This is a genomic window from Thiorhodococcus minor (genome assembly GCF_010820565.1).
GTDB classification, from domain to species: domain Bacteria; phylum Pseudomonadota; class Gammaproteobacteria; order Chromatiales; family Chromatiaceae; genus Thiorhodococcus; species Thiorhodococcus minor.
In genome coordinates this window covers 72,069-91,681 of the sequence record NZ_JAAIJQ010000001.1, presented here as the reverse complement: position 1 = coordinate 91,681, position 19,613 = coordinate 72,069, and the positions used below count along the sequence as shown (strand labels likewise).

18 protein-coding genes and 1 pseudogene are annotated in these 19,613 nt (G+C 62.8%); 6 read left to right on the top strand and 13 right to left on the bottom strand.

The window, feature by feature from the left end; genetic code table 11:
* Nucleotides 1–104: 104 nt before the first annotated feature.
* The 6 genes from G3446_RS00360 to ssb all read right to left on the bottom strand — a co-directional run bounded on the left by G3446_RS00360 (nt 105) and on the right by ssb (nt 5,647).
* Nucleotides 105–1,241, bottom strand: a complete 1,137-nt coding sequence (locus tag G3446_RS00360; protein ID WP_245232216.1) for a DUF3150 domain-containing protein — start codon at nt 1,239–1,241, stop codon at nt 105–107.
* 110 nt (nt 1,242–1,351) lie between these two features.
* Nucleotides 1,352–1,681, bottom strand: a complete 330-nt coding sequence (locus G3446_RS00355) for a hypothetical protein (protein WP_164450401.1) — start codon at nt 1,679–1,681, stop codon at nt 1,352–1,354.
* Nucleotides 1,678–2,631 carry an AAA family ATPase gene (locus tag G3446_RS00350; RefSeq protein WP_164450400.1) on the bottom strand — a complete coding sequence of 318 codons (954 nt, stop codon included), beginning with the start codon at nt 2,629–2,631 and terminating at the stop codon, nt 1,678–1,680. Before G3446_RS00350 ends, G3446_RS00355 begins: the two co-directional genes overlap by 4 nt.
* A gap of 259 nt (nt 2,632–2,890) precedes the next feature.
* Entirely contained in the window at nt 2,891–4,003 is a 1,113-nt protein-coding gene (locus G3446_RS00345) for a YqaJ viral recombinase family nuclease (RefSeq protein WP_164450399.1), read from the bottom strand.
* 87 nt (nt 4,004–4,090) lie between these two features.
* The gene (bet, locus tag G3446_RS00340) at nt 4,091–5,032 is read right to left on the bottom strand and encodes a phage recombination protein Bet (RefSeq protein WP_164450398.1); all 942 of its coding nucleotides are present in this window, start codon (nt 5,030–5,032) and stop codon (nt 4,091–4,093) included.
* Between the two features lie 99 nt (nt 5,033–5,131).
* Nucleotides 5,132–5,647 (bottom strand): single-stranded DNA-binding protein, encoded by a 516-nt coding sequence (gene ssb, locus G3446_RS00335; RefSeq protein ID WP_164450397.1) that lies wholly within the window; start codon nt 5,645–5,647, stop codon nt 5,132–5,134.
* 290 nt (nt 5,648–5,937) lie between these two features.
* Between ssb and G3446_RS28565 the strand changes: the two are divergent.
* The 3 genes and pseudogenes from G3446_RS28565 to G3446_RS00325 all read left to right on the top strand — a co-directional run.
* A pseudogene (locus tag G3446_RS28565) lies at nt 5,938–6,353 on the top strand (DNA polymerase beta superfamily protein); the annotation flags it as partial.
* Nucleotides 6,340–6,948 carry a DNA polymerase beta superfamily protein gene (locus G3446_RS27530; protein WP_342449995.1) on the top strand — a complete coding sequence of 203 codons (609 nt, stop codon included), beginning with the start codon at nt 6,340–6,342 and terminating at the stop codon, nt 6,946–6,948. The pseudogene G3446_RS28565 and the gene G3446_RS27530, both read left to right, overlap by 14 nt.
* Nucleotides 6,912–7,427, top strand: coding sequence for a hypothetical protein (locus G3446_RS00325; RefSeq protein ID WP_164450396.1), 516 nt, complete (start codon nt 6,912–6,914; stop codon nt 7,425–7,427). The genes G3446_RS27530 and G3446_RS00325 overlap by 37 nt, the downstream gene beginning before the upstream one ends.
* A 54-nt stretch (nt 7,428–7,481) precedes the next feature.
* Here G3446_RS00325 and G3446_RS00320 read toward each other — a convergent pair whose 3' ends face one another.
* Nucleotides 7,482–8,036, bottom strand: coding sequence for a WG repeat-containing protein (locus G3446_RS00320; protein ID WP_164450395.1), 555 nt, complete (start codon nt 8,034–8,036; stop codon nt 7,482–7,484).
* 299 nt (nt 8,037–8,335) lie between these two features.
* Here G3446_RS00320 and G3446_RS00315 point away from each other — a divergent pair, with 299 nt between their 5' ends.
* Complete coding sequence (locus tag G3446_RS00315; RefSeq protein ID WP_164450394.1) at nt 8,336–8,833, top strand: DUF1648 domain-containing protein; 498 nt, start codon at nt 8,336–8,338, stop codon at nt 8,831–8,833.
* 315 nt (nt 8,834–9,148) lie between these two features.
* Here the strand turns inward: G3446_RS00315 and G3446_RS00310 are convergent, their stop codons facing one another.
* Complete coding sequence (locus tag G3446_RS00310; protein WP_164450393.1) at nt 9,149–10,585, bottom strand: radical SAM/SPASM domain-containing protein; 1,437 nt, start codon at nt 10,583–10,585, stop codon at nt 9,149–9,151.
* A gap of 529 nt (nt 10,586–11,114) precedes the next feature.
* On the opposite strand from G3446_RS00310, the gene G3446_RS00305 reads away from it, so the two are divergent.
* Nucleotides 11,115–11,267, top strand: coding sequence for a hypothetical protein (locus G3446_RS00305; protein ID WP_164450392.1), 153 nt, complete (start codon nt 11,115–11,117; stop codon nt 11,265–11,267).
* 1,008 nt (nt 11,268–12,275) lie between these two features.
* On the opposite strand, the gene G3446_RS00300 is transcribed toward G3446_RS00305, so the two are convergent.
* The 4 genes from G3446_RS00300 to G3446_RS00285 all read right to left on the bottom strand — a co-directional run bounded on the left by G3446_RS00300 (nt 12,276) and on the right by G3446_RS00285 (nt 17,783).
* Nucleotides 12,276–13,226, bottom strand: a complete 951-nt coding sequence (locus tag G3446_RS00300; RefSeq protein ID WP_164450458.1) for an IS1595 family transposase — start codon at nt 13,224–13,226, stop codon at nt 12,276–12,278.
* Nucleotides 13,227–14,367: 1,141 nt separating this feature from the next.
* Nucleotides 14,368–16,104: an IS1634 family transposase gene (locus tag G3446_RS00295; RefSeq protein WP_164450391.1), complete on the bottom strand. Its 1,737-nt coding sequence runs from the start codon at nt 16,102–16,104 to the stop codon at nt 14,368–14,370.
* Nucleotides 16,105–16,150: 46 nt separating this feature from the next.
* Complete coding sequence (gene tnpA / locus G3446_RS00290; protein WP_164450390.1) at nt 16,151–16,582, bottom strand: IS200/IS605 family transposase; 432 nt, start codon at nt 16,580–16,582, stop codon at nt 16,151–16,153.
* Nucleotides 16,583–17,282: 700 nt separating this feature from the next.
* A complete protein-coding gene (locus tag G3446_RS00285) occupies nt 17,283–17,783 on the bottom strand; it encodes a GNAT family N-acetyltransferase (protein ID WP_164450389.1) in 501 nt (166 codons plus the stop codon).
* A 139-nt stretch (nt 17,784–17,922) separates the two neighbouring features.
* Between G3446_RS00285 and G3446_RS00280 the strand changes: the two genes are divergently transcribed.
* Nucleotides 17,923–18,681 carry a class I SAM-dependent methyltransferase gene (locus G3446_RS00280; RefSeq protein ID WP_164450388.1) on the top strand — a complete coding sequence of 253 codons (759 nt, stop codon included), beginning with the start codon at nt 17,923–17,925 and terminating at the stop codon, nt 18,679–18,681.
* Between the two features lie 27 nt (nt 18,682–18,708).
* On the opposite strand, the gene blaOXA is transcribed toward G3446_RS00280, so the two are convergent.
* The gene (gene blaOXA, locus G3446_RS00275) at nt 18,709–19,485 is read right to left on the bottom strand and encodes a class D beta-lactamase (protein ID WP_164450387.1); all 777 of its coding nucleotides are present in this window, start codon (nt 19,483–19,485) and stop codon (nt 18,709–18,711) included.
* Between the last annotated feature and the right edge of the window lie 128 nt (nt 19,486–19,613).

Below are 19,613 nucleotides of genomic sequence, written 5' to 3'. Positions count from 1 at the left end.
CTGTGCGGGAGGCACACCCACCCCAAGGGGGCGAGCGTGCCCCGTTGGGGTAAAGGCCGATGCAAAGACCGGCCGGTGGTGGAGAACCCCAGAGGGGCCGTTGGTCAGAAGAAGCAGTCGTCCTCGAGCAGCTCGGAGGCTGCTGCGGGCGCCGCGACGCGCGCCTCAGTCGTGCGTGCGACGGGAGGTGCAGCCGCCAGGGGCAGCGCTTCGGATGCCGACCGCCCCATCACTGGCGCAGGAGCGATCTCTCGCTCAGGCTCCAGCGCCTCCGACTCGAAGACACCCAGATCCGCCTCATTCCCGTCAGGGACGTTGGCTTCTGGAGTGCCCTCCTCCGCCGAGCTCGCCGCGGCCGAGTCCGCGTCCTCCTGCTCGCTCGCGAGGTCTCCTACCTCGCCCGCCAGGATTCCAGCCCCATGCCGTGCCAGGCGATCTTCATCGCGCAGCAGCAGCCAGAGCCCGAAGCCCTCGCGGAACAGGTTCCCACGGATGGGTCCCGAGCGCGGCACCCGGCGCAGATACCCCTCCAGGGGCGCGAGCACCGGTGGGATACGCGGATCGACGAACGACAGCACCGCGAGCTTGTCGCGCACCCGGCGAAAGGTGCCCAGCGCCCGCTGGCTCATCTGCGTCTGGCCGACCAGGCTCTTCTCCAGATCCCGCGCGATCTGCGCGATCTCGTGGAAGATGGAGCCGCCAAGCTCGGCGGCGTCCTCGGCCAGGGTGCCCGGATGGTCGTCCGCGGGGCGGATGACCAGCGGGCGGTAGCGAAAGGCGAAGCGGGTGGCGACCCGGCTCGCGGGCTCTACCGCCTCGCGCAGCTGCCGCTCCCAGTGCGGGTGGCGGTTGATCCAGTCGGCGATCTCGTGGTCGTAACCGGCGAGAAAGGACTGAACCTCTTGCTCGAAGGCGTCTTTAAGCCGCTCCAGCTCGGTACTGAGCCCCGGCACCTGGTCATTGGGGACCAGGAAGCCGCCGAGGAACCGGGTGCCGACCTTGAGGCAGGCCCGCTCGGCCTGGCCCTTGAGGGTCTGGAAGACCCGTAGCGCCTCCGGATTGCAGATGCGCTTGGAGCCCCAGTGGACCAGCTCCTCGGAGGGGATGTCCGCGTCGGCAAGGCCCAGGTCCTCGGGCCGCAGCTTCTTGCGCCCGCCCCAGATGGGGATCGAGAGCGAGATGAGTGTCATGGCCTCGGTGAGGGTGATGACGGGGTTGGTGTCGGTATGATCGTGGCTCATGTGACGTCTCCTCGCCACGGACACGCCTGCCCCACTGGGCAAGACAGGCGCCCAGCGGCATTGGTTGGTGGATGTGGTTGAGGTTTGGGTTGAGGGTATCTGATGGCCGATCAGAACCAGACGTCCTCGACGCCCGTGTCGATCCGCGACAGATCGATCGAAGGCCCTTTTTCAACTCCGGGAATCCCCGGAGTTGAGGCCGGCACTGACTCGAGCCGCCGTCCCTGATCGTCGAGCAGGACATAGCCCTTGCGCAGCTTCTCCCGCAGGGTCTGCTCGACCCTCTGGAGGGCGGTCGCCGGATAGGTCTTGCGCTGCGCGAGCCGCCCCGCCGGTCCCCACCGCACGGTCAGGGTTCGACCGGGATCCTCGCGCCAGGCCCAGTCCTTGGCCCGACCGTCGGGATGGTGGTAGCGATAGATGCGGAAGGCCCCGCTCATGCCGGGGTGCCTCCGCTCCACAGATCCCCCATCACGTCGGCCGCGATGCGGTGGATCGCCTCGCGCTGCTCGGGATCGGCCCGGGCGGTGAGCGCTTGCTCCAGCGCGAACCGAATCGGCTGGGGCGCGCCCCGAAAGGTCAACGCCAACCGTGCCCAACGCACCAGGGTGCGGGTCGAGAGCGTCACCGTCAGCTCCGCCCCGGCATCGGCCTCGCCCATAAACAGGCGGCGGACCTCGTTGGCCACGGCGATCAGCTTCTCGCCGACCGCTTGCGGCAGACTGGGCACCGCCCGCTCCAGGACGCCCAGCTCGACCTCGGGCTCCAGGTAGCCAACTTGCAGTACCCGGAAGCGATCGAGGAAGGCGAGGTTCTGGCGCAGCACCCCTTGGTAGAGTCCCGTGGTGTCGCCCGCCCCGGCCGAGTTGCCGGTGGCGAAAACGCGGAACTTGGGATGCGGTCGGATGACCTCACCGCCGTTCTGGGGGATGACCAGGGGATGACCCTCGATCACGTCGTTGAGTCCGGCCAATTCAGCCGGGTCCATGAGGTCGATCTCGTTCAGGAGCAGGAGGTGGCCCTCGCGCAGCGCCACGGCCAGGGGGCCATGAACGAAGCGGGTCGAGCCCTCGCAGAGCACGAACTGCCCGATGAGGTCGGACAGCTCCATGCGCCCGTGACAGGTCACGGATTGCACCGGCCAGTTGAGCCGGTTGGCGACCTGGCAGACGAGCGAGGTCTTGCCGCTGCCGGTCGGACCGGTGAGCAGGAAGGCGTCGCCCGCGGGATCGCGCAGGAAGGCGATGATCCCCGCGAGTCCCTGGCGAAACACATAGGGCGTCGCCGGGGGGATGTGCGGATGGGTGGTATCCGCGAAGCCTTCGATGCTGAGCCCCTTGGGGGCCTTGACGCCGAAGGCCTGTGCAACATTGTAGAGCTGGGTGGTCATGCGTCGTCTCCGGATGAGGGAGAGACGCCCTCCCAAAGGGATGGATCTCCCCTCGGGGTGGTGGTGAGCCGGACCGAGGTCCGGGCGGTGATGCGCGCGCTCTTGTGGATCGCCCGCGCAGGCGATGGGGTGGTGGCTCTGTAGGAGTCACCACGGAAAGTCTCTCCCGTGACGACCCGGTGGAACGTCAGGGGACAGACCTTCTGGACAGCGACGAGCCGGAGACCCGCTGGGGATCCCCGACTCGGTACGTCGGTCATCAGAAATAGCCGAAGATGATGTCGCCCTCGTCGCTGCTGCCCTCGGTCGCATCGACCGCGTCAACCGCTGGCTCGGGTTCCTTACGCCGCCGGCGCTTGGCTCGCGACGGAGGATTGCCTTCCCCAACTGCGACCGTCTGTTCCGCGTCGGCGCCCTCCTCCACTGCGGCAGGATCGTCCTTGAGCGTCACCTTGACCCGCGTCGTGCTCGGACGTCGATGCGCCTCCAGAACCTGGGCATCCAGGTCGGGAGCGATCTCGGCCAGAAGGTCCGGATAGTCGACGCTCCCACGTTGGCGGTAGCGCAGCACCTGCACCCCGTCCTGGTCCGCCAGAAGGTACTCGCCCATGAGCGCGACCAGACTCGACTGGGCCTCGCTCAGTTGGCCTTTGACGGCCTTGAGGGCGGACTCCAGCCGACGGACTTCGGCCTCGGCGGTGCGATAGGCGTGCGCGTGGCGCTGCCATTCGATGTGTTGCTCTCCCTGCGGGACGAAGTGATCGCGCGCGGGATCGGGCATCGGCGCCTGTCCGCTTGCCATCATCTCGGCGAAGCGCAGACAGGCCGGCACCAATTCCTGCTCGATGAAGTCCGCCTCACGGAGGATCTCGAACTCGAGCGGGTTGACCTTGGACTTGACTGGATCGAACACCAGCCAGCCGCGCTCGGCCTCGGCCACACAGCACTGGAACTGGACCTGCACCCAGTAGAGTCGATAGGCCAGGCTCGCCTGACCGTGCCGGGCGACGTCGTCCCAGGTCTTCTGGCCCGGTACCTTGAGTTCGACCGGCTCGCCGGTCTCGGTGAGTCCGTCGAAGGAACAGCGCAGGATCGGATGGGTCTCGGACTCGGCGCAGACCGGCAGCAGCCAGGTTTGATGCCGTTCCTCGAACCCACGGCGGGCGTTGTCCTCGCATTGGATGCCGCGCTGGACGAAGGGATTGTTGGACAGGTCGGCGGGCTGGCAGAGCCCGGTCTTCTCGGCCCACAGGCGCCAAGGGGTTTGGTAGGGCGAGCGCCCCAGGATGACGGCCGCCTCGGAGGCAGTCACACCCTGGGCGCGCCAGGTGAGCCATTCAGGGCTGCGTTGTGAGAGGTTGATGATCTTCATGGGGGTGTCTCCAAACAACAGGGACACCCACCCCAAGGGACGGCTGTCCCCTGGGGGTGAGACCGGCGCTCCGGTCGATGGCTTGAATCAGGCGGCCTGGGCCGCCTGGCGGTTTTCCTGCTCGGCACGGGCCAGCTCGGCTAGCGCATAGCGGAGGACCTCGCCCTGGAAGCGTTGCTGGAAGTAGTCCTGGGCCGAGGCCCAGGCATGGCGCTTGGTCGCACGATTCACCAGCCCCTCGATCTGGGTCAGGGTCGCCTCATCGAGTGTCGGGATCGCCGTGGGTTTAGGCTCGCGATCCGGCGCGCCCGCGTTCGGGCGCGGGGTCGTTCCCGTGGGTGTCAGGGTCTCCGCCAGAACGACCAGATCGCCCTCGATCGGCTTGCCGGCCATCTCCTCGGCGGTATAACCGGTCTCTTCCGGAAAGGCCGCGCGCAGGCTGGCCGCCTTGGCGCATTTGAGAAGCTGCCCGCGCGGGCGCTTGACCCACATGGCGGTGGGCACCTCGCCGCCGCCCAGGCGGGCATAGCTTTCTTCCCAGAACACGGTCTCGGTGAAGGGACAGCGGGTGCCATTGACCAGTCGGTAGACGGTGACCTCGCACCAGGCGGGAAAGGTCACCTGGATTTCAAGCTCCTGCCAGCCCTCGTCGGTCTTGGCGCGTCCGGCGAAGGCCCGCGCGACCTCGGGGCCGAAGCGCGCGGGATCCATCCCGGCCCATTGGCCGGTGCGCGCGGCCGTGGTCTGCACCTCGGCGATGCCGGGCCAGACGGTCTCGACCTCGCGCCCGAGGGTGCGGTTCCACATGGGAACCACATGAACCGGGCGCTTCATGACGTCCAGCCCGCGCGCCTGGCAGTAGCGCACCGCCAACTGCACGCCCTCGACCGTCTTGGCGGCGGGAAAGATGGATTCGACCAGCACCTGCCAAGTGGCGGGATCGAGGCCGATGTCGGCGAGTGCCTGTTGGCTGATGGCCAGTCGGCACGCGGGCACGGTCGTTTGGGGTTGTTGGGTGGTCTTGCTCATGGTGCCTCCGAAGGCAAGGGACACCACGCCCCTGGGGGGCAACGATGCCCCGGTGGGGTGAAGGGCCGATGGACTCGACCCGCGCGTTGAGGGAGATCCTCAGAAGGGAATGGCGTCGTTGACGATGGGCGCGGCCGCATGGACGGCTTGCGCACCGACACGCTCGCGGCCGCGCGCGGCTGTTCCGCGCGATCCGGTCGCTTGGTGTTGCCGGGTCTGACGCGCACCACGACTGGATGGTGCCCGCGTCGGCTGAGCCGTCGCGTCGGCCGGGCCATCAAGCATCAGCAGGGTACCGCCGCCGTCGATGACGACTTCGGTGGCGCTGCGCTCGCCGCCGTCCTGCGCCGGGTATTGACGCGTGCGCAGCTTGCCTTCGACATAGACCCGGGAACCGCTGTGCAGGTACTGTGCGGCGATCTCGGCCAGGCGGCCGAAGAGCACCACGCGATGCCACTCGGTGCGCTCGCGGGCTTCGCCGGAGGCTTTGTCGGTCCAGGTCTCGTTGGTGGCCAGGGAGAGGTTGGCGACGGCATCGCCACTCGGGAGGGCACGGACCTCGGGGTCCGCGCCCAGATGGCCGATCAAGGTGGCCTTGTTGATACTTCGGGACATGGCGTTTGCTCCTTTGCGATGAAACGGAGACACGACCGGCCCCGGGCGGGGAACGGACCGCTCCCCGGTGGAGGATGACCGGGACAGCGCCGGTCGGTGGTGCGCGGAGGCTTGTGAATCGCGTCCGCTCGCGATGGGACGACCGGCCCTGGGGTCGATCGTGTCAGCATGCGTAGGACCGTCTGGCCAGTCGGGCACGCCCTGGGGGCACCTCGACAGACCAGCGGTGCTTGAGATCACTCTGGCACAGGCACCGCTGGGAGGCGTGCGATCAACCGTCCCTCCGGGCAGTGACCGTTTGCGATCACTCGCGGAACAGGCCGCTTCAGGAGCGTACAGAGCACTCCATTGACCCGGTCATCCGCACCGCGATCCTGGAGCCGCTGCGTGCCAGCGAGGACGAGCATCACGTCCAGGTGCGCTATGCCTGCGCATCGGGTAGCCGTGGCTGGGGCTTCGCCTCGCCCGACAGCGACGACGTACGCGTCCTCGATGTCCATGCCCGGCTCTGGTACCTGCGGGTGACGCCGGGACGGGATGTCATCGAGCGTCCCTTGACCGCCGTGCTCGACATCAATGGCTGGGCGCTGCAAAGGCGCTGGGGCTGCTGAAGCGAGTGAATGCGACCCTGATTGAATGGCGCGACTCACCGGTGGTCTATCGGGCGGAGCCGGTCTTCCTGGAGGCGCTGCGTGCGTTCGTCCGCGAGGTTCATCAGCCCGTGCAGTCCTTCCATCACGACGTCCACATGGCCCGGCGCAACCCATCGCGAAATCCTCACCCGCGCGCGGGTGCGCCTGCAGAAGTACCTCGATGGACTGCGCCCGCTGCTGGCGACCCGCTGGATCGAGCCGGGACGCAGCCCGGCACCAACGCGCTTCGCCACCCTGATGGAGGCACTGATCCGCGATCCGGACCTCCACGCGGCGATCGACGACCTGCTGCGGATCAAGCGCTCGGCGCGGAATTCGGAGTACGGACCGCCGCTGCCGCGCATCGCTGCATTCATCCGGCGCGTGCTGACACGTCTGGGGGCGATGCGGCCGCCGCAACCGCTGCCCTTCCAGGGCGCCGCGCTGGATCGCTTGACACTGGAGACCGGCGTCCGTCACGCACGGTCGACCACGGAGGGGATCAGGGACGAAACCCACGCCCCCTGCCAAGGCGCGTCCAGCGGATCTGGATGCATCAAAGGGTCATCTTTGAGAGACTCACCTCGGCGCGCTCGCGGGCGCCAGATACCAGCGACCACGGAGCCGACCTCATGCCGACCCTTCCCGACGTCTACCAGGAGATCCTGAGCCCGCTGATCGCGCAGGCCCGACGTATTCTGGAGCAGGGCGAGTCACTGGCCCCCTTCGCCTTCGTCGGCAACCTGGCTCAGCAATCGCTCCTGGCGGTCGCGCTGCGCACCGACAGTGAGGCCGGGAAGGATGCCTCGGCGGCGGAGATCCGTCAGATCGCCCGGCAGCTCCAGGCCGACTTCGTCTTCGTCATCACCGAGGCCTGGACCCTGCCGCCCGAGCAGGCGCCGCGCTACCAAGCCATCCTCGCCGAGTACGGCTCGATCGGCGCTTCGCCCTACCGCCTCGACAGCGTCTCCTTCGCGCTGGAGACGGACCAGGGGATGTGGGCGGCGCAGGTGCCGCTCGCGGCGAGCGGCCAGGCGCCAGGCGCACGCACCTTCGCTACACCCCGCTTCACCCGTATAAGCGAGGTCGGCGGACGGCTCACCGGGCTCCTGGACGGCGCGGCGCGGACGGCGCGGACGCTGCACTGAGCCCCACCGGCTTCCGGACGCGTTGTGCCACCAGGCAGCGCGTCCGAGGCACCCTCAGCGTGACCGCGCCTGCGCCTCGGTCAACTGCACCGGAACGACTTCCCGGCCCTGACGATCGATCCAGCCCCACCGGCCTCCGCTCAGGCGGCTGTGCTCGCCCTCCTGAATCAGACGGCAGCCACGACAGACCAGCGCCCGCCTGCGCACGAAGGGCCAACCCCAGTCGTAGCGCGGACCGATGATCTCCCGGAAGTGGACGTCGACATAAAGGATGCGGCCCTGGCGTTGGGAGCGGACCAACCCTTCGGTGAAGGGGTCCGGTCCATTGTCCAGCGTCACCACGGGTAACGCGGCACCCGAAGGCTGAACGTCGTACCAGCGTCCCGCGACCCAGACGCTCGCGAGACCGTCGGTCTCGAAGCGCATCTGCCGGAAATGCGTCGGTGCCAGGATCAGCCGCTCGCCATCAAGGGCCGCGCACGCGGGGTGCGACACCAACTCGGCGTCAGCGGCTTGCGCGACATAGGCGCAGGACAGCGGGAAGCCGGCGGCGCCGGTGAAGGCGCTCCAGAACAGGAGCGCGAGTGTCGTTGGAGCGCGTTGTCCCATGGCGGTCGGCCAGTCCAGTCATCTCCGGGGAAGCCCAAGCATCACACAGCCGGTCAGTTTTCGACCAGTCGACGCGTCGACCATGGCAGACAGTCGGTTACAGCCACGTGACACAGCTTATCCACAGCTCCATGCAGAGGATCTGGGGACAAGCGCGCGACGCGGCTCGACGACATCGTCGGTCGTCGTATGATGCGTCTGGTTTAGGGGGAAGGGGGATCTTCCATCCGGTCTGATCGACACGGGGTCGTCTTGGCGTGGCCCTCCCCGCTTCTCAGGTGATGGGAGGTCTCGAAAACATGCGTGTCGCGCTCACCCTGAGCTTTGTGGTCAATCTACTTGTGGCCTTCGTCTCCGCCCTGGTCCTACCGGAGCGGGTGGCCATTCATTTCGCCTGGAGCGGTGCCGCCGACGGCTGGGCCGCTCGGCTCGACAGCGTCCTCTTGACGCTCGCTCTGGACACCCTGCTCTTCCTGACCTTCTGGCTCTCGCCTGCATGGCTGCGCCGAACGCCAGTCCACTGGGTCAACCTGCCCAACCGCACCTATTGGCTGAGCCCCGAGCGGCGCGAAGCGACCATCGCCCGCTTCAGCCAGCGACTCTGGGCCTTCGGCACGGCGCTCTTCCTCTTCCTGCTGGCCGTTGGGCTCTTGACCCTCGCGGCCAACCTCGCCGACCCCGTCCGGCTCGATCAGCCGCTGTTCCTCGCCGCGCTTGGTATCTTTCTGGCCTATACGCTCTACTGGACTGTGGCCCTGATCCGGGACTTTCGGCTGCCGACGGACTCGGGCACCTAGCTTGCCGTGCGGTCAGCCGAGGTCAGTTCCAGTGGACGCCGGGGACCGTTTGCCTCGGCGTATGGAAGAGTGCTATTTGATCCCTACGGGCGACGGCCGTGTCCCAGGTCCGGTCACTGGCACATCCGAGCCGAGCGTCCGGTAAACGCGCGTTGCGGACGCTGGTGGTCAGGCCTCCCGATGCGCATGTTGCGGCGCCTTTCCGGTAACGGTCATAATTGAGCCCGGCCACTTTCCCGGAAAATAGTCACATGATTGTGTGATTTTCCGACAAGACGCAGCTTTTTCGCCTTCCGAGCCCGACCAAGCGTGTCTTTATCTACCACGTCGGGCTACCGGCGCGGAGCCCGAAACCTCAGTCGCACGGCCTCCTAGGGCAGGCGCTAGCAATTCATGTCCCCTTCGCGCCAGAAACAAACGTATTTCTTCTTCGGTGGGTTCGCAGGCAACACTTCTCGCCCCACCACCTGCCTGCGACATTGCGTGCCACATACACCCCCCTGCGCATACAAAACGCACGACACAGTCATTACACTCCGGAAGCTCAGTAACCTGCCGGCGCCGCCACTCGGCGAGCTTTACTTCCTGCAGAAGGAACTCAGGTTCATATGCTCCAACAGCATGCTCTATTGAACCTGCGGACTCTAAGCACGGGTATATATTACCTGCCGAGTCAAACACAAATTCGTTTACATTCGCTTCGCATCGATAAATGCGTGGAACAGGAGATTCTCCGCCACTCAACGTGCATCCCAAATACCGATAAGCACCAAAATTATTTGCCTGAAATGCTCGATCAAGGCTTGGATATCGATTAACTAACTCGAGATATTTTTCAAATAGGCCGAGTTCGCCGTCCACTGGAAACCCTTTAATGCACGAATGATCGTGAACTGGCGAGACATATGCTAAGAAATTACCGTGCGCTAGCCATCCATTCTCTTCATAGAAGGATGCCAGCGCTGGAAGATGCTCAATGTTGGTGTGATCGAGATTTGTTCGCGCACTCACTCTTATGCCTTTTTGTAGCGCTTCATTTATGCCAGCAAATATCATATCGCTCGTTCGCTGACGATCTTTCGTGGGACGACGCACCTCTTGAACACTTGGAGGACCATCAACGGTAATTTGGACACTGTGTACAGCATTATCCGCCAATATACTTACATAATCTTTCAGAAAAGTTCCGTTTGAGGTAATGTGGACCCGAAACCCTTCTACTGCGGCTCGAGCCAAGATTTCTTTAACCGCCTGCTCATAGTGGACGCCAGGTAATAGCGGCTCTCCACCCATTAAGTCAATCCTCACGTTATCTCGCTCGTAATCACGAGCAAGATGTGTGATCGCGCGAAAAACATTCTCGATTTGTTTCGGTGTAATCACAGAGCTTACGGGCTTAGTCTTTTGTTGAAAACAATACGGACAAGCAAGATTGCAATTATAGGAAGTCAATATAATGAATACAGGGTTTTTGTCAATAAAGCCACTTTCCTTCATTGCTCCAACAGTTAAATAAACCTTTCTTTCCTCATCTAAACGATTATCATAAAAATAACCGCGATGTTTTAGCGATGCGGCGATACGTTCTTGCTCTCGATTGAGAGGCGCGCCTGCCTGTAAAGCCTCGATAGTCCTTAGTGATGGCTGATCAAGTGCGTCCATGGAGCCCGTTAGGGTGTTCAAGATGATATGACTATAGCAAGACACGGGCCGGTTTAATTTCGTAATAATATTGTATTTGCTGGCAAACATGTAACGGATCTCCGAAACAATACCATCACTCTGGCACGAGGAAACGGAACACTAGCAACGCTTCGCCTCAGAGCGACCAGTCGTGGGGCGGCCCCGGTTGATAGTCCCGAGAGACTTAGCGCTGGGTAGAACCGCATGCGCGGCGGGCCGCTAAAACCTCGATATATCAACCGGGGCGACGATATCGATATGATAGGACAGACCGTGGCGGAAATTCTGAATGGGCCACAGGGCGAGCCCAGGCAAGAAAGCCGTCACCAATGATCCAATCGGCGCGGTAGCTGGATGCCGCGGCGCGGTAAGTACCTCAACAGAATCAAGAGTGGTGAATAAAAATATTGAATTCAATTCAGTTATTTAAAAAATATATAAAAATCAATATTTTATATTAATATTTTATTTATAAGAAAAGAATTGGCTATTACAAGCAATTGTAATTAGGTACTTATGATGAGGCACAGGCGACGCTGTAGTCCTTGTCGGACTATGGCCTGCAGGTAGCCCCGAAGGACCTCTGCGAGTCATTGCTTTGAGCCCGATCCCCGCGGACCGTATGGCGACATTGGCCGCCATGCAGACGGTCGATATCCATCTGCCGATTACCAATGTCCGTACGCTGATTTTTAGCCGTTACACCGAGCCGCAGGCCGACCAGACCAGCAACTACTGCTCGACCCGCTGAATCTGCAGCTGCCCGCGCAGACGCCACCGAGGATCACCGCCGCACTCCATTGCATAATATACTAATCGGGTGTAGCGGCGAACCTGCACCTACGGGATAGGCCAAACAACCGGTTGCGTAAAATGGGTGCGAAGAGCCGCAAACGGGCTAGAGAGTTGAGCGGCACCATTAAACTACGTGCGATCTCAGAAGTGGCTTCGCCGGCCCAACATTCTCACCGCTTATGGCTTCGAGGCCTACTGCGTTGAATGGGGTACGAGTAGTGCCGGCCGCACGAGTCCGTCTCCCCGGCGTTATCAGCGTCGAGCGGGATACAGAGAACTGCACAAGAGCGCGGACTGCGAGTTCAACAACAACCGTCTCCATGCGTTGTTGGCCGCGAACAGGATTTCGCCGCAACGAAGTGTCGCTGAGTTTCTGCTTAAGCGACGCCCTTTGTCCAGCAACAGATACGGTCCACCTTCGCCCACCACGTCAGGCCCCAGCTCGGCGCGTGCTACAGCTGCCTCCGAACCCCGAGGTGTGAGTCCATACAAGTCAAGCACACCCGAGACACCGCACGCCGAGCAGCCGGTGTCTCGAAGGACTTGCGAACCCAACAAAAAGCAAATCAGGATTGGCCTTACGGTTTTGTTGGAGCTGGTGTGTGAATGCAACAGAAATCGCAGCAGGACGAACCTGTAGCTTTTCCTAGACGATTCAACTCGTTGAAGTAGGCGTTGAGATCATCTCGCGATGAGATCTGCGCTCCAAGATAGAGTTCGTTACCGGCAGTTATTGGCACGGGACCGACAGGACGATCCTCTATTACGTTTGAACCGGGCCCGACATCATCTGTCTGCATGCGCATTTTGCAACCCCTCCCACGCTTAAAGCCTCCGAGCCAGATTAGCCCTAGTGGAGGCAATCTGCAAGGAGAGGTATTCTCGAACTGAGCTTCCCTCGGTTTTTCGTCTTCCAAGGGCAGGGGTTCATGCGACCTGCTTTTCTCCCTTTACAAGGTCCTGATTACCAACGAGACTCAGCCAACTTGGGCAGGCGTTCGGGCATGGGCGGGGTCCGCGCGGCCGCAACGCCGAGGCGCGGCAGCATGGCCGCCAGGTCGAAGCGGCGATTGAACCGATAGGAGAACTCCGCGAGGTAACGCGGCAGATGGCGAGGGCCGGCCTTATGGTAGGTGCCTTTCATGGCGGTTTTCACGTTGCCGAGGATAGTGTTGATCCACTTGCGTTCGGGCAGTTCGACGCCGCCCGCGCCGCTGCCGGTCACCATGGCTTGGTGCTCGATGCCGGCATCCGCGATCCCGCGAAAGCAGGCGAGGCCGTCGCTGACGACGATCCTGTCGGGGTGGATGAATTTGGCGGCCCAGTGCGCCAGCTCGGTCTTGCGGAACCCCTTGACCACGCTCATGCGCAGCGCGATCGGGTGGCCCTCGTGGTTCTTGGCCACCGCGGCGACGAAGGGGGTCTTGTTGGGCGAGCCGCGTCCGGGGGTCTCGCCATGAACCTCGCCGCCCCAGTACACGTCGTCGATCTCGATCACCCCGGTCAATTGCCGATCGGCGTCACGTTCGAGCATGACCTGCAGGAGCTTGTGCTTGATCCTCCACGCCGTGGGGTAGGACACCCCGAGATGGCGCTTGAGTTCGAGGGCGGAGATGGCGTTTTTCTGCTGGGTGAGCAGATACATGGCGAGAAACCAGACGGTCAGGGGCAGCTTGGTGTAGGCGAAGATCGTCCCGGCGGTCAGCGAGGCCTGGTGGTGGCAATGCCTGCACTGCATCAGGTCGCGCGTGTGCAGGGCGACGAAGTCCTCGGGATGCCCGCACTCCGGGCAGACTAAGCCCCCCGGCCAGCGCCAGCCGAACAGTGCGTCGGCGCACTGCTCCTCGGTCCCGTACTGATCGAGAAACGCATGTAAACTCAAACCCTTCTGGAACTGGATGGGGTTCTTGGCCATGTGCAGACTCCCGGCGATGGTGGATACGGCGCCAGTGTGCGCCGGCCGGTGGATCAAAACGTGAGCCTGCTGAGTCTCGTTGGTAATCAGGTACAAGGTTGATCTAGTCCTTCAGAACCTGTATCGGGGAAGTGTAACCGAGGGTGGAATCCAGACGCCTGCGGTTGTATAACACCTCGATGTACTCGAAGGCGGTAGCCTTCAGTCATGAACTGAAGTTTCCGGCTTTGGGACCGGGTTGGCGACATGGGTGGGGGTATTTTGAGGGGGTTTGTCTAGATTTGCGCAAACCCTGCCGAAATCCCAGCCTCCCCAAGCGCTACTGACACCTGATCGCGCCAGAATCCGGAAACTTCAGTTCTGAAAAGACCGTAAGCATTCATAGAGCGCGACTCCTGCGATAGAAGGATTGATTTTGAATAAGTTTATTAGTTTCCTATCACGACAATCAGGCGCAAAGCTGCAACCTAGCTGCTGAAAACCGACCTCTCTGCATTGTCTCGCGGATATTCCCTGGATAGCTGTTATCACGCATATATCATAGTTGTTCTCAAAAAATCGTTCAGACATACACGAGATAAGAGCCAGGCTGACGCTTCTGTAAACTACACCTTTATGCTCGACATCATGCCCGCGATCATGTCCACGAAATTTTTTCCGCACACCCAGCGCATTCATAGTGAACCCCTTTTTTTCGAGATAACGCATCTCGGCCGCATCTAGCTGAGCCGAGAAGTATTCTCGATGAGGGAACGCTCTGCAAAGTTCAGTACCCCTAATCATTCCCGCCATTGATCCATCATTGGTTATACAGCCGAGAAATAAACTGTGCTTGTCCGCTTCGTCGGGTTCTGCTACTTGAGATTCGAGCGGTAATACCAATTCCTGACTGTGCCTAGGCTGTCCGAAAGTGGACGCTTTGAGGGCGAGATACTGGCGATACAGCGTGTGATTGTAAGAAGAGAAAAAATGAAGTTGCATTATTAGAAAAGTAACCATCCCCCGGCAGAGCCGGGGGCTTTGAATTCGTGAGCCGCTCGAAGCGGCGGAGGGTCGCTAACGCGACCCTAAATTCTTGCGCCCCCTAAAGGGGGCAAATCAGCGCCAGAGGTTTAACTGCTCTAAGCGCTGATCTTCTTGCTCACGGTTCGCCCATTTTGAAAGCCGTGTCCTCGGATTGCATACCCAGCCCTTGATAAATGATTTCCGGAAATCCGAGCAAGCCAACAATGCGCGACTGCACCGGGTTCAGTGGAGTCATGCTGTGCCAGTCCGTGCCGCCGAGGCTGACCACGATCAGGCTGATGCCGGTAAAGGTCCTGAGCATCATTTCGGTGGTGGGCCTGGCGGTCGCCCGTTTGGGGTTTCCCGCGTAGAGGTGATCGAGCTTTTCGGCCTTCGCCTGCAATGCCTCGCGCACCGTGAACTCAACCAGGCACAAGACGCGCAGGCCGATGGCGAGAAGACGGATGAGGCCCTTGATGCGGGTGGTCGAACACAGGTACAACGGCGTCAAGCCCAGGAGCTTGCCCCGGTAACGGTTGAAGCCGCGCTCGATGAGGTATTCCTCGCGGTAGGCGAGCACCGCCTCGCCCACATCCACGACGAGGTCGTTGCTCACGAACACCCGCCAGCCCAAGCCCCGCACGGTCTCCTCATACGCCACGGGGTCGCGGTGCGTGCGCACAGTCACGCTGAGCGTGGTGACGTCCCGGGCAGGATGCCTGAGGTAGGTCCGCGTACGGGTGGTATGGGTGTCCACCTGGTAGTCAACGACGAGGATGGCGCCCACCGCCTGCTGCGTCAGGATCGCGTCCACGGCGGCGTGCGCCTGTGCTTCATCCAGGCGCTTGTGGCCACGCCCGCGCTGGTTGAGTCCCGCGATGTCTTGCTCGGCCTGTTGCAGGCGCTGGTCCAGGCGCTGGTGTTGCGCGGCAGCGTGTTTCAGGGAGTGCACCACCATGCGCTGCTCCTGCCACGCGAGGCCCTCGGTGCTCGTGAGCGTAACCTGATCGGAAAATCCGTTGGCGATGTGCTGGGGCTTGTCAGCGGCCGTCACGGGGGCGCGGAACACGGGTGTGAGCGCCTGCTCCCCCGTCCACACCGGCGCCAACAAGGCGTGCAGGGTGGCAGCCGGCATCTGGACCCCCGGCAGCGGGCACAGATAATAATCCTGGCTCGCCGCCAGGTAGGCGCGGGTGGCGAGCGCCGCCATCTTGCAGTCGCCGACATAAAGCACGCCTGATTGTTGGAGGATCGCCTGCACCTTGCGAATCTCCGGGACGTACAACGGATCATCGGCCCGCTCGCCGCTGACCACGGTGGTGCTCAGTGGCAACCCCAGCGGATCGAGCGTCGACTGATTGATCTTCAACTGCGGCAGGTCAGGGCGATGCTCCTTGCTGTGACCGAATTGGAACAGACCGTCCTCGGTGACGCCGACATAACTTTTCGCCGTGGTGCTGTCGATGCGTACCCGTCGGGCCGTCAGGTCATAGACCCGCAGCAGCGTCGCGTTCTGCGCGCGCTCATAGGCGTCCCACGCCGCATCGTCGCGACCCAGACGCTCGAGCACGATGCACAGACGATCGTCGCTGACATCGAGTGCGCGCAAGCCCGGTGCTCCCAGGCACACCCGCAAGGTCATCAACAGCCCCGCCACCCAGCCCTGGACCGAGTTCAGACGGTGGTCACCAGCGCTGAGAATGTAGGCCAACCACACCACGGCGACCTCACCAAGACTCAGCCCTTGCCAGTTCCCGTGTGTCGGAAAGTGCTGGTCCAGCCGCGACGCCACCTCCATCTTGGCCAGCTGCGCCAAGAGCAGCGGGATGTCATCGACCCGTTCGATACGAGTCACTGTGGGCGCGGTTTCCATGGTGTTTATGACTCAGGATGGTCAGTGCCTGTAGCTTGACTCACTTTCATGGACCGAAGGGGAAAATTAAGCGAACGATGAGTTCTTGCTCTTGGTGGCGGATATATTGGCGAATCAGCGCTTCGTCTCGACCAACCGTGGAGACGAAGTATCCCCGTGCCCAGAAACTCTGGCCCGTGAAATTTCGTTTGCGCTCGCCGTACACTCTGGCTAAGTGGATCGCGCTCTTGCCTTTGATGAATCCCACCACTTGCGAGACGGCATACTTGGGCGGAATCGAAATGAGCATATGCACATGGTCTGGCATCAGATGCCCCTCTTCGATTCGGCTCTCCTTTTGCTTGGCCAACTGGTGAAAAACCTCACCAAGGTGCGCCCGGAGCTGCCCGTAGAGCACGCGACGGCGGCATTTTGGAATAAACACAATGTGATATTTGCACTCCCATTTGGAGTGACTTAGGCTCTCATACTCGTCCATCGGGACTCTCCACAAGCGTGTGCTTGGCGGCTCACGCGACGGAGTGTCCCCGATGGACTCCCGGAAATGTCAAACTGCTACGGTCACCCCGGCAAAGCCGGGGGATTACCCTTTTTATTTAGAAATAAGATGTGCTAACAAGAGCGGGTATATATTGTCAGGATGATACCCGACCAGCTCACGTCCAACTGCCGTTGAGAGGCTACTCAACTCCATCGGTGGCGCACGGGAAGCCAGTCGACAGAGCCCAATTGTAGCAACTTCGGCAGTTTGAGCCCCGGCAAGCGTAAGCAGATGTCGGGCTCCGCTAGACTGCTGGCGGCCTAACTGCCACGAATGCAGTGACAGGCCCAGCAGACCGTTAGAAGCTCCGAACGGCCTGCTAGATCGGCAGAAACATCTAAGTGCCGGTTGTATGGCCGGCGATGACGTCCTGCGTCCTGGGTCTTGCTGCCGTTGGCGACTCGGCCTTCTCGTTAGCTGCTTGTGGCCAAATGGGCCAACGACCAAACTCGCGGTAGCTCATGGCCTGACCCAGCAGTGCCCGCTGTCCGATCTAAGCCATCCAGAGGGCCGTCTGCGAGCGACCGGAGTGCGTCCTTTGCGGTTGCTCGGCCGACAGGCGTCCGGTGACTGGTATCCGCGTAGACCAGACAGCGCAAGTCCCAGTCGCAACCCTGTCTTCGCATCTTCGACTGACTCACGGCCGCAGGATCTTCGCGCAGTCGCTCCGCACCGGACGGTCCAAAGGCCGCTGCATGAGGAATCGCTCGAAGGCAATCTCATCCCGATCCGCGTGCTCGATGCCAATCTGAACGAACCCCAGCTTGAGAAAGAGTGGGCGGCTGAGCAGACTGGCCTCGGTGAAATAGCGGCCCGAGGTCGGTGCGGTATGATCCTGCTGGGCTTGGCTCAGCAGCCGGGTGCCGACTCCCTGCCCGGCGGCGTGGCCAACGACGTAGACGGAGGCGACGTGACCGTCGGCGCCGATCCCGCGGAATCCGACCGGGCGGCCGTCGACCTCGGCGACGAGGGTGTCGACATCGCGGATGAAGGCCACGAACGCATCCTGCTCGGAAAAGCTGGCCCACACCCGCACCTGCTCGGCGCTGTAGAGCGGCGGCGCGAGGGTGTGGACCGCGTCGGCGTAGACCGTGCGCAATGCCGGCACGTCTTCCAGGACGGCGTAGCGAAGGATCATGGCTGTATGCTCGCTCTCCTGATGAACAACATGGCCTGGTAGGCTTCGCCAAGGCCGACTTCAACAGCAACAGGCGTTCGACGCCGTGCCGAGCCGGCACGGCGTGCTCATGACGCGTCACCCTCAGAGCACCACGCCGATGACAGATCCAACGCCGCGCTTCTGGGAGATCTTCTTCGCGGTCTACGAAGCCCTGCCGAGGCAGGGTCCGGGTAGCCGCGCCTGTACCGCCCGCGCGCTCGGGCTGTGCAGCGGGCTGCCGCCGGACCCGGCGATCCTCGATCTGGGATGCGGCGTCGGTGGCCAAACCCTCCATCTCGCCGAGCTGACGGCGGGCTCGATCGTGGCGATCGACAGCCACGCGCCAAGCATCGCACGGCTGACGGCGACCCTGGCCGAGCGCGGGCTTGCCTCGCGTATTCAGGCCATCGTTGGCGACATGGCCAACCCGAAACAGCCACCAGGGAGCTTCGATCTCGTCTGGTCAGAGGGCGCGCTCTACAACATCGGGATCGCCAAGGCGCTGCGGATCGGCCACGACTTGCTGCGTCCTGGCGGCTATCTCGCCTTCACGGATGCGGTCTGGCGCACGGAGAATCCACCGCCGGCCGTCAGGGCCAGCTTCGAGGACTACCCGACGATGGGCCGGGCGGACGACGTCATCGCCACCATTCAAGCGTCCGAGCTCGAGCTGATCGATCACTTCACCCTGCCGGACGCGGCCTGGTGGGACGACTTCTACACGCCGATGGAGCAACGCATCGATGCGCTGCACCGCACCTACGCCCAGGATGCCGAGGCCTTGGCCATCCTCGAGCAGATGGCCGAGGAGCCCGCGATGCACCGTCGCTCTTCGCAGCACTATGCCTACGAGTTCTTCGTCACGCGCCGCCCCTGATCCGTCCGACGACGACACGGCGCCTCGTCAGTCGATGACGCCCTTGGCCTGCAAGACTGCCCGTGTCAACGCCGCCCGCAACGGCAGGTCCTCGGCGTCGCGCAGGTCGAGATTCAGCGCGAAGACCCAGGTCTCGTCGCGTGTTTCGAGGTCGCCGACGTACCAGCCGATCGAGGGGCTCAAGCGCGTCGACCAGCCGGTCTTGGCGCGCAACGTCCAATCCGGGGTCTGCTCGACGACCATGATGTCGCGCAGGGTGTCATAGACGTGAGCACCGAACGGTAGCGTGCGGCGGACCACCTGCTTGATGAAGTCGACCTGCTCGCGGGCACTGATCCGCAGCGAGCCGTCGAGCCAGAACTCGGTCAGCGGGAAGGGCTCGGGCAGCACGCCGTATCCCGCCCGCTCGATCGCCTCACGATAGGCGGCCGCGCCCACGCGACGCGCCAGGACCTGATAGCACCAGACGCAGGACACCCTGAAGGCGCTGTCGAGGGTCTGGTCCCGATTCCAGTCCGGGAAGGCATACTGCTGACCGTCCCAGGCAAAGCGGTCGTCGGCACCGCCGATCGCCTTGGCCTCAAGGGCGATCAGGGTGTTGAAGATCTTAAAGGTGGAGGCCGGCGAGAAACGGCGCCGGGCGCGTGCCTCATCGTGGACGAAGGTCTCGCCCGTGCGCAGCGCGGAGAGCACCAGCGTGCCGTCGCGGTCGGTCTGTGCAAAGAGGGCGGCGATGTCCGCGTCCTCGGCGAAGGCGGAGCACGACAGCAGCACGGCGGCCAGGATCAGAAGAGGACGCGGCATGAGTGATCTCCGAGTGAGGATGGAAGCCGACTCCAGAGGTCGTATCCGCCGTCGGGTCCAGCGACGGGCGTTCGATGCTTCGATGGCGCCTGAGGCCCGCCCGACACTCTATCCGCTCGCGGCGCCGC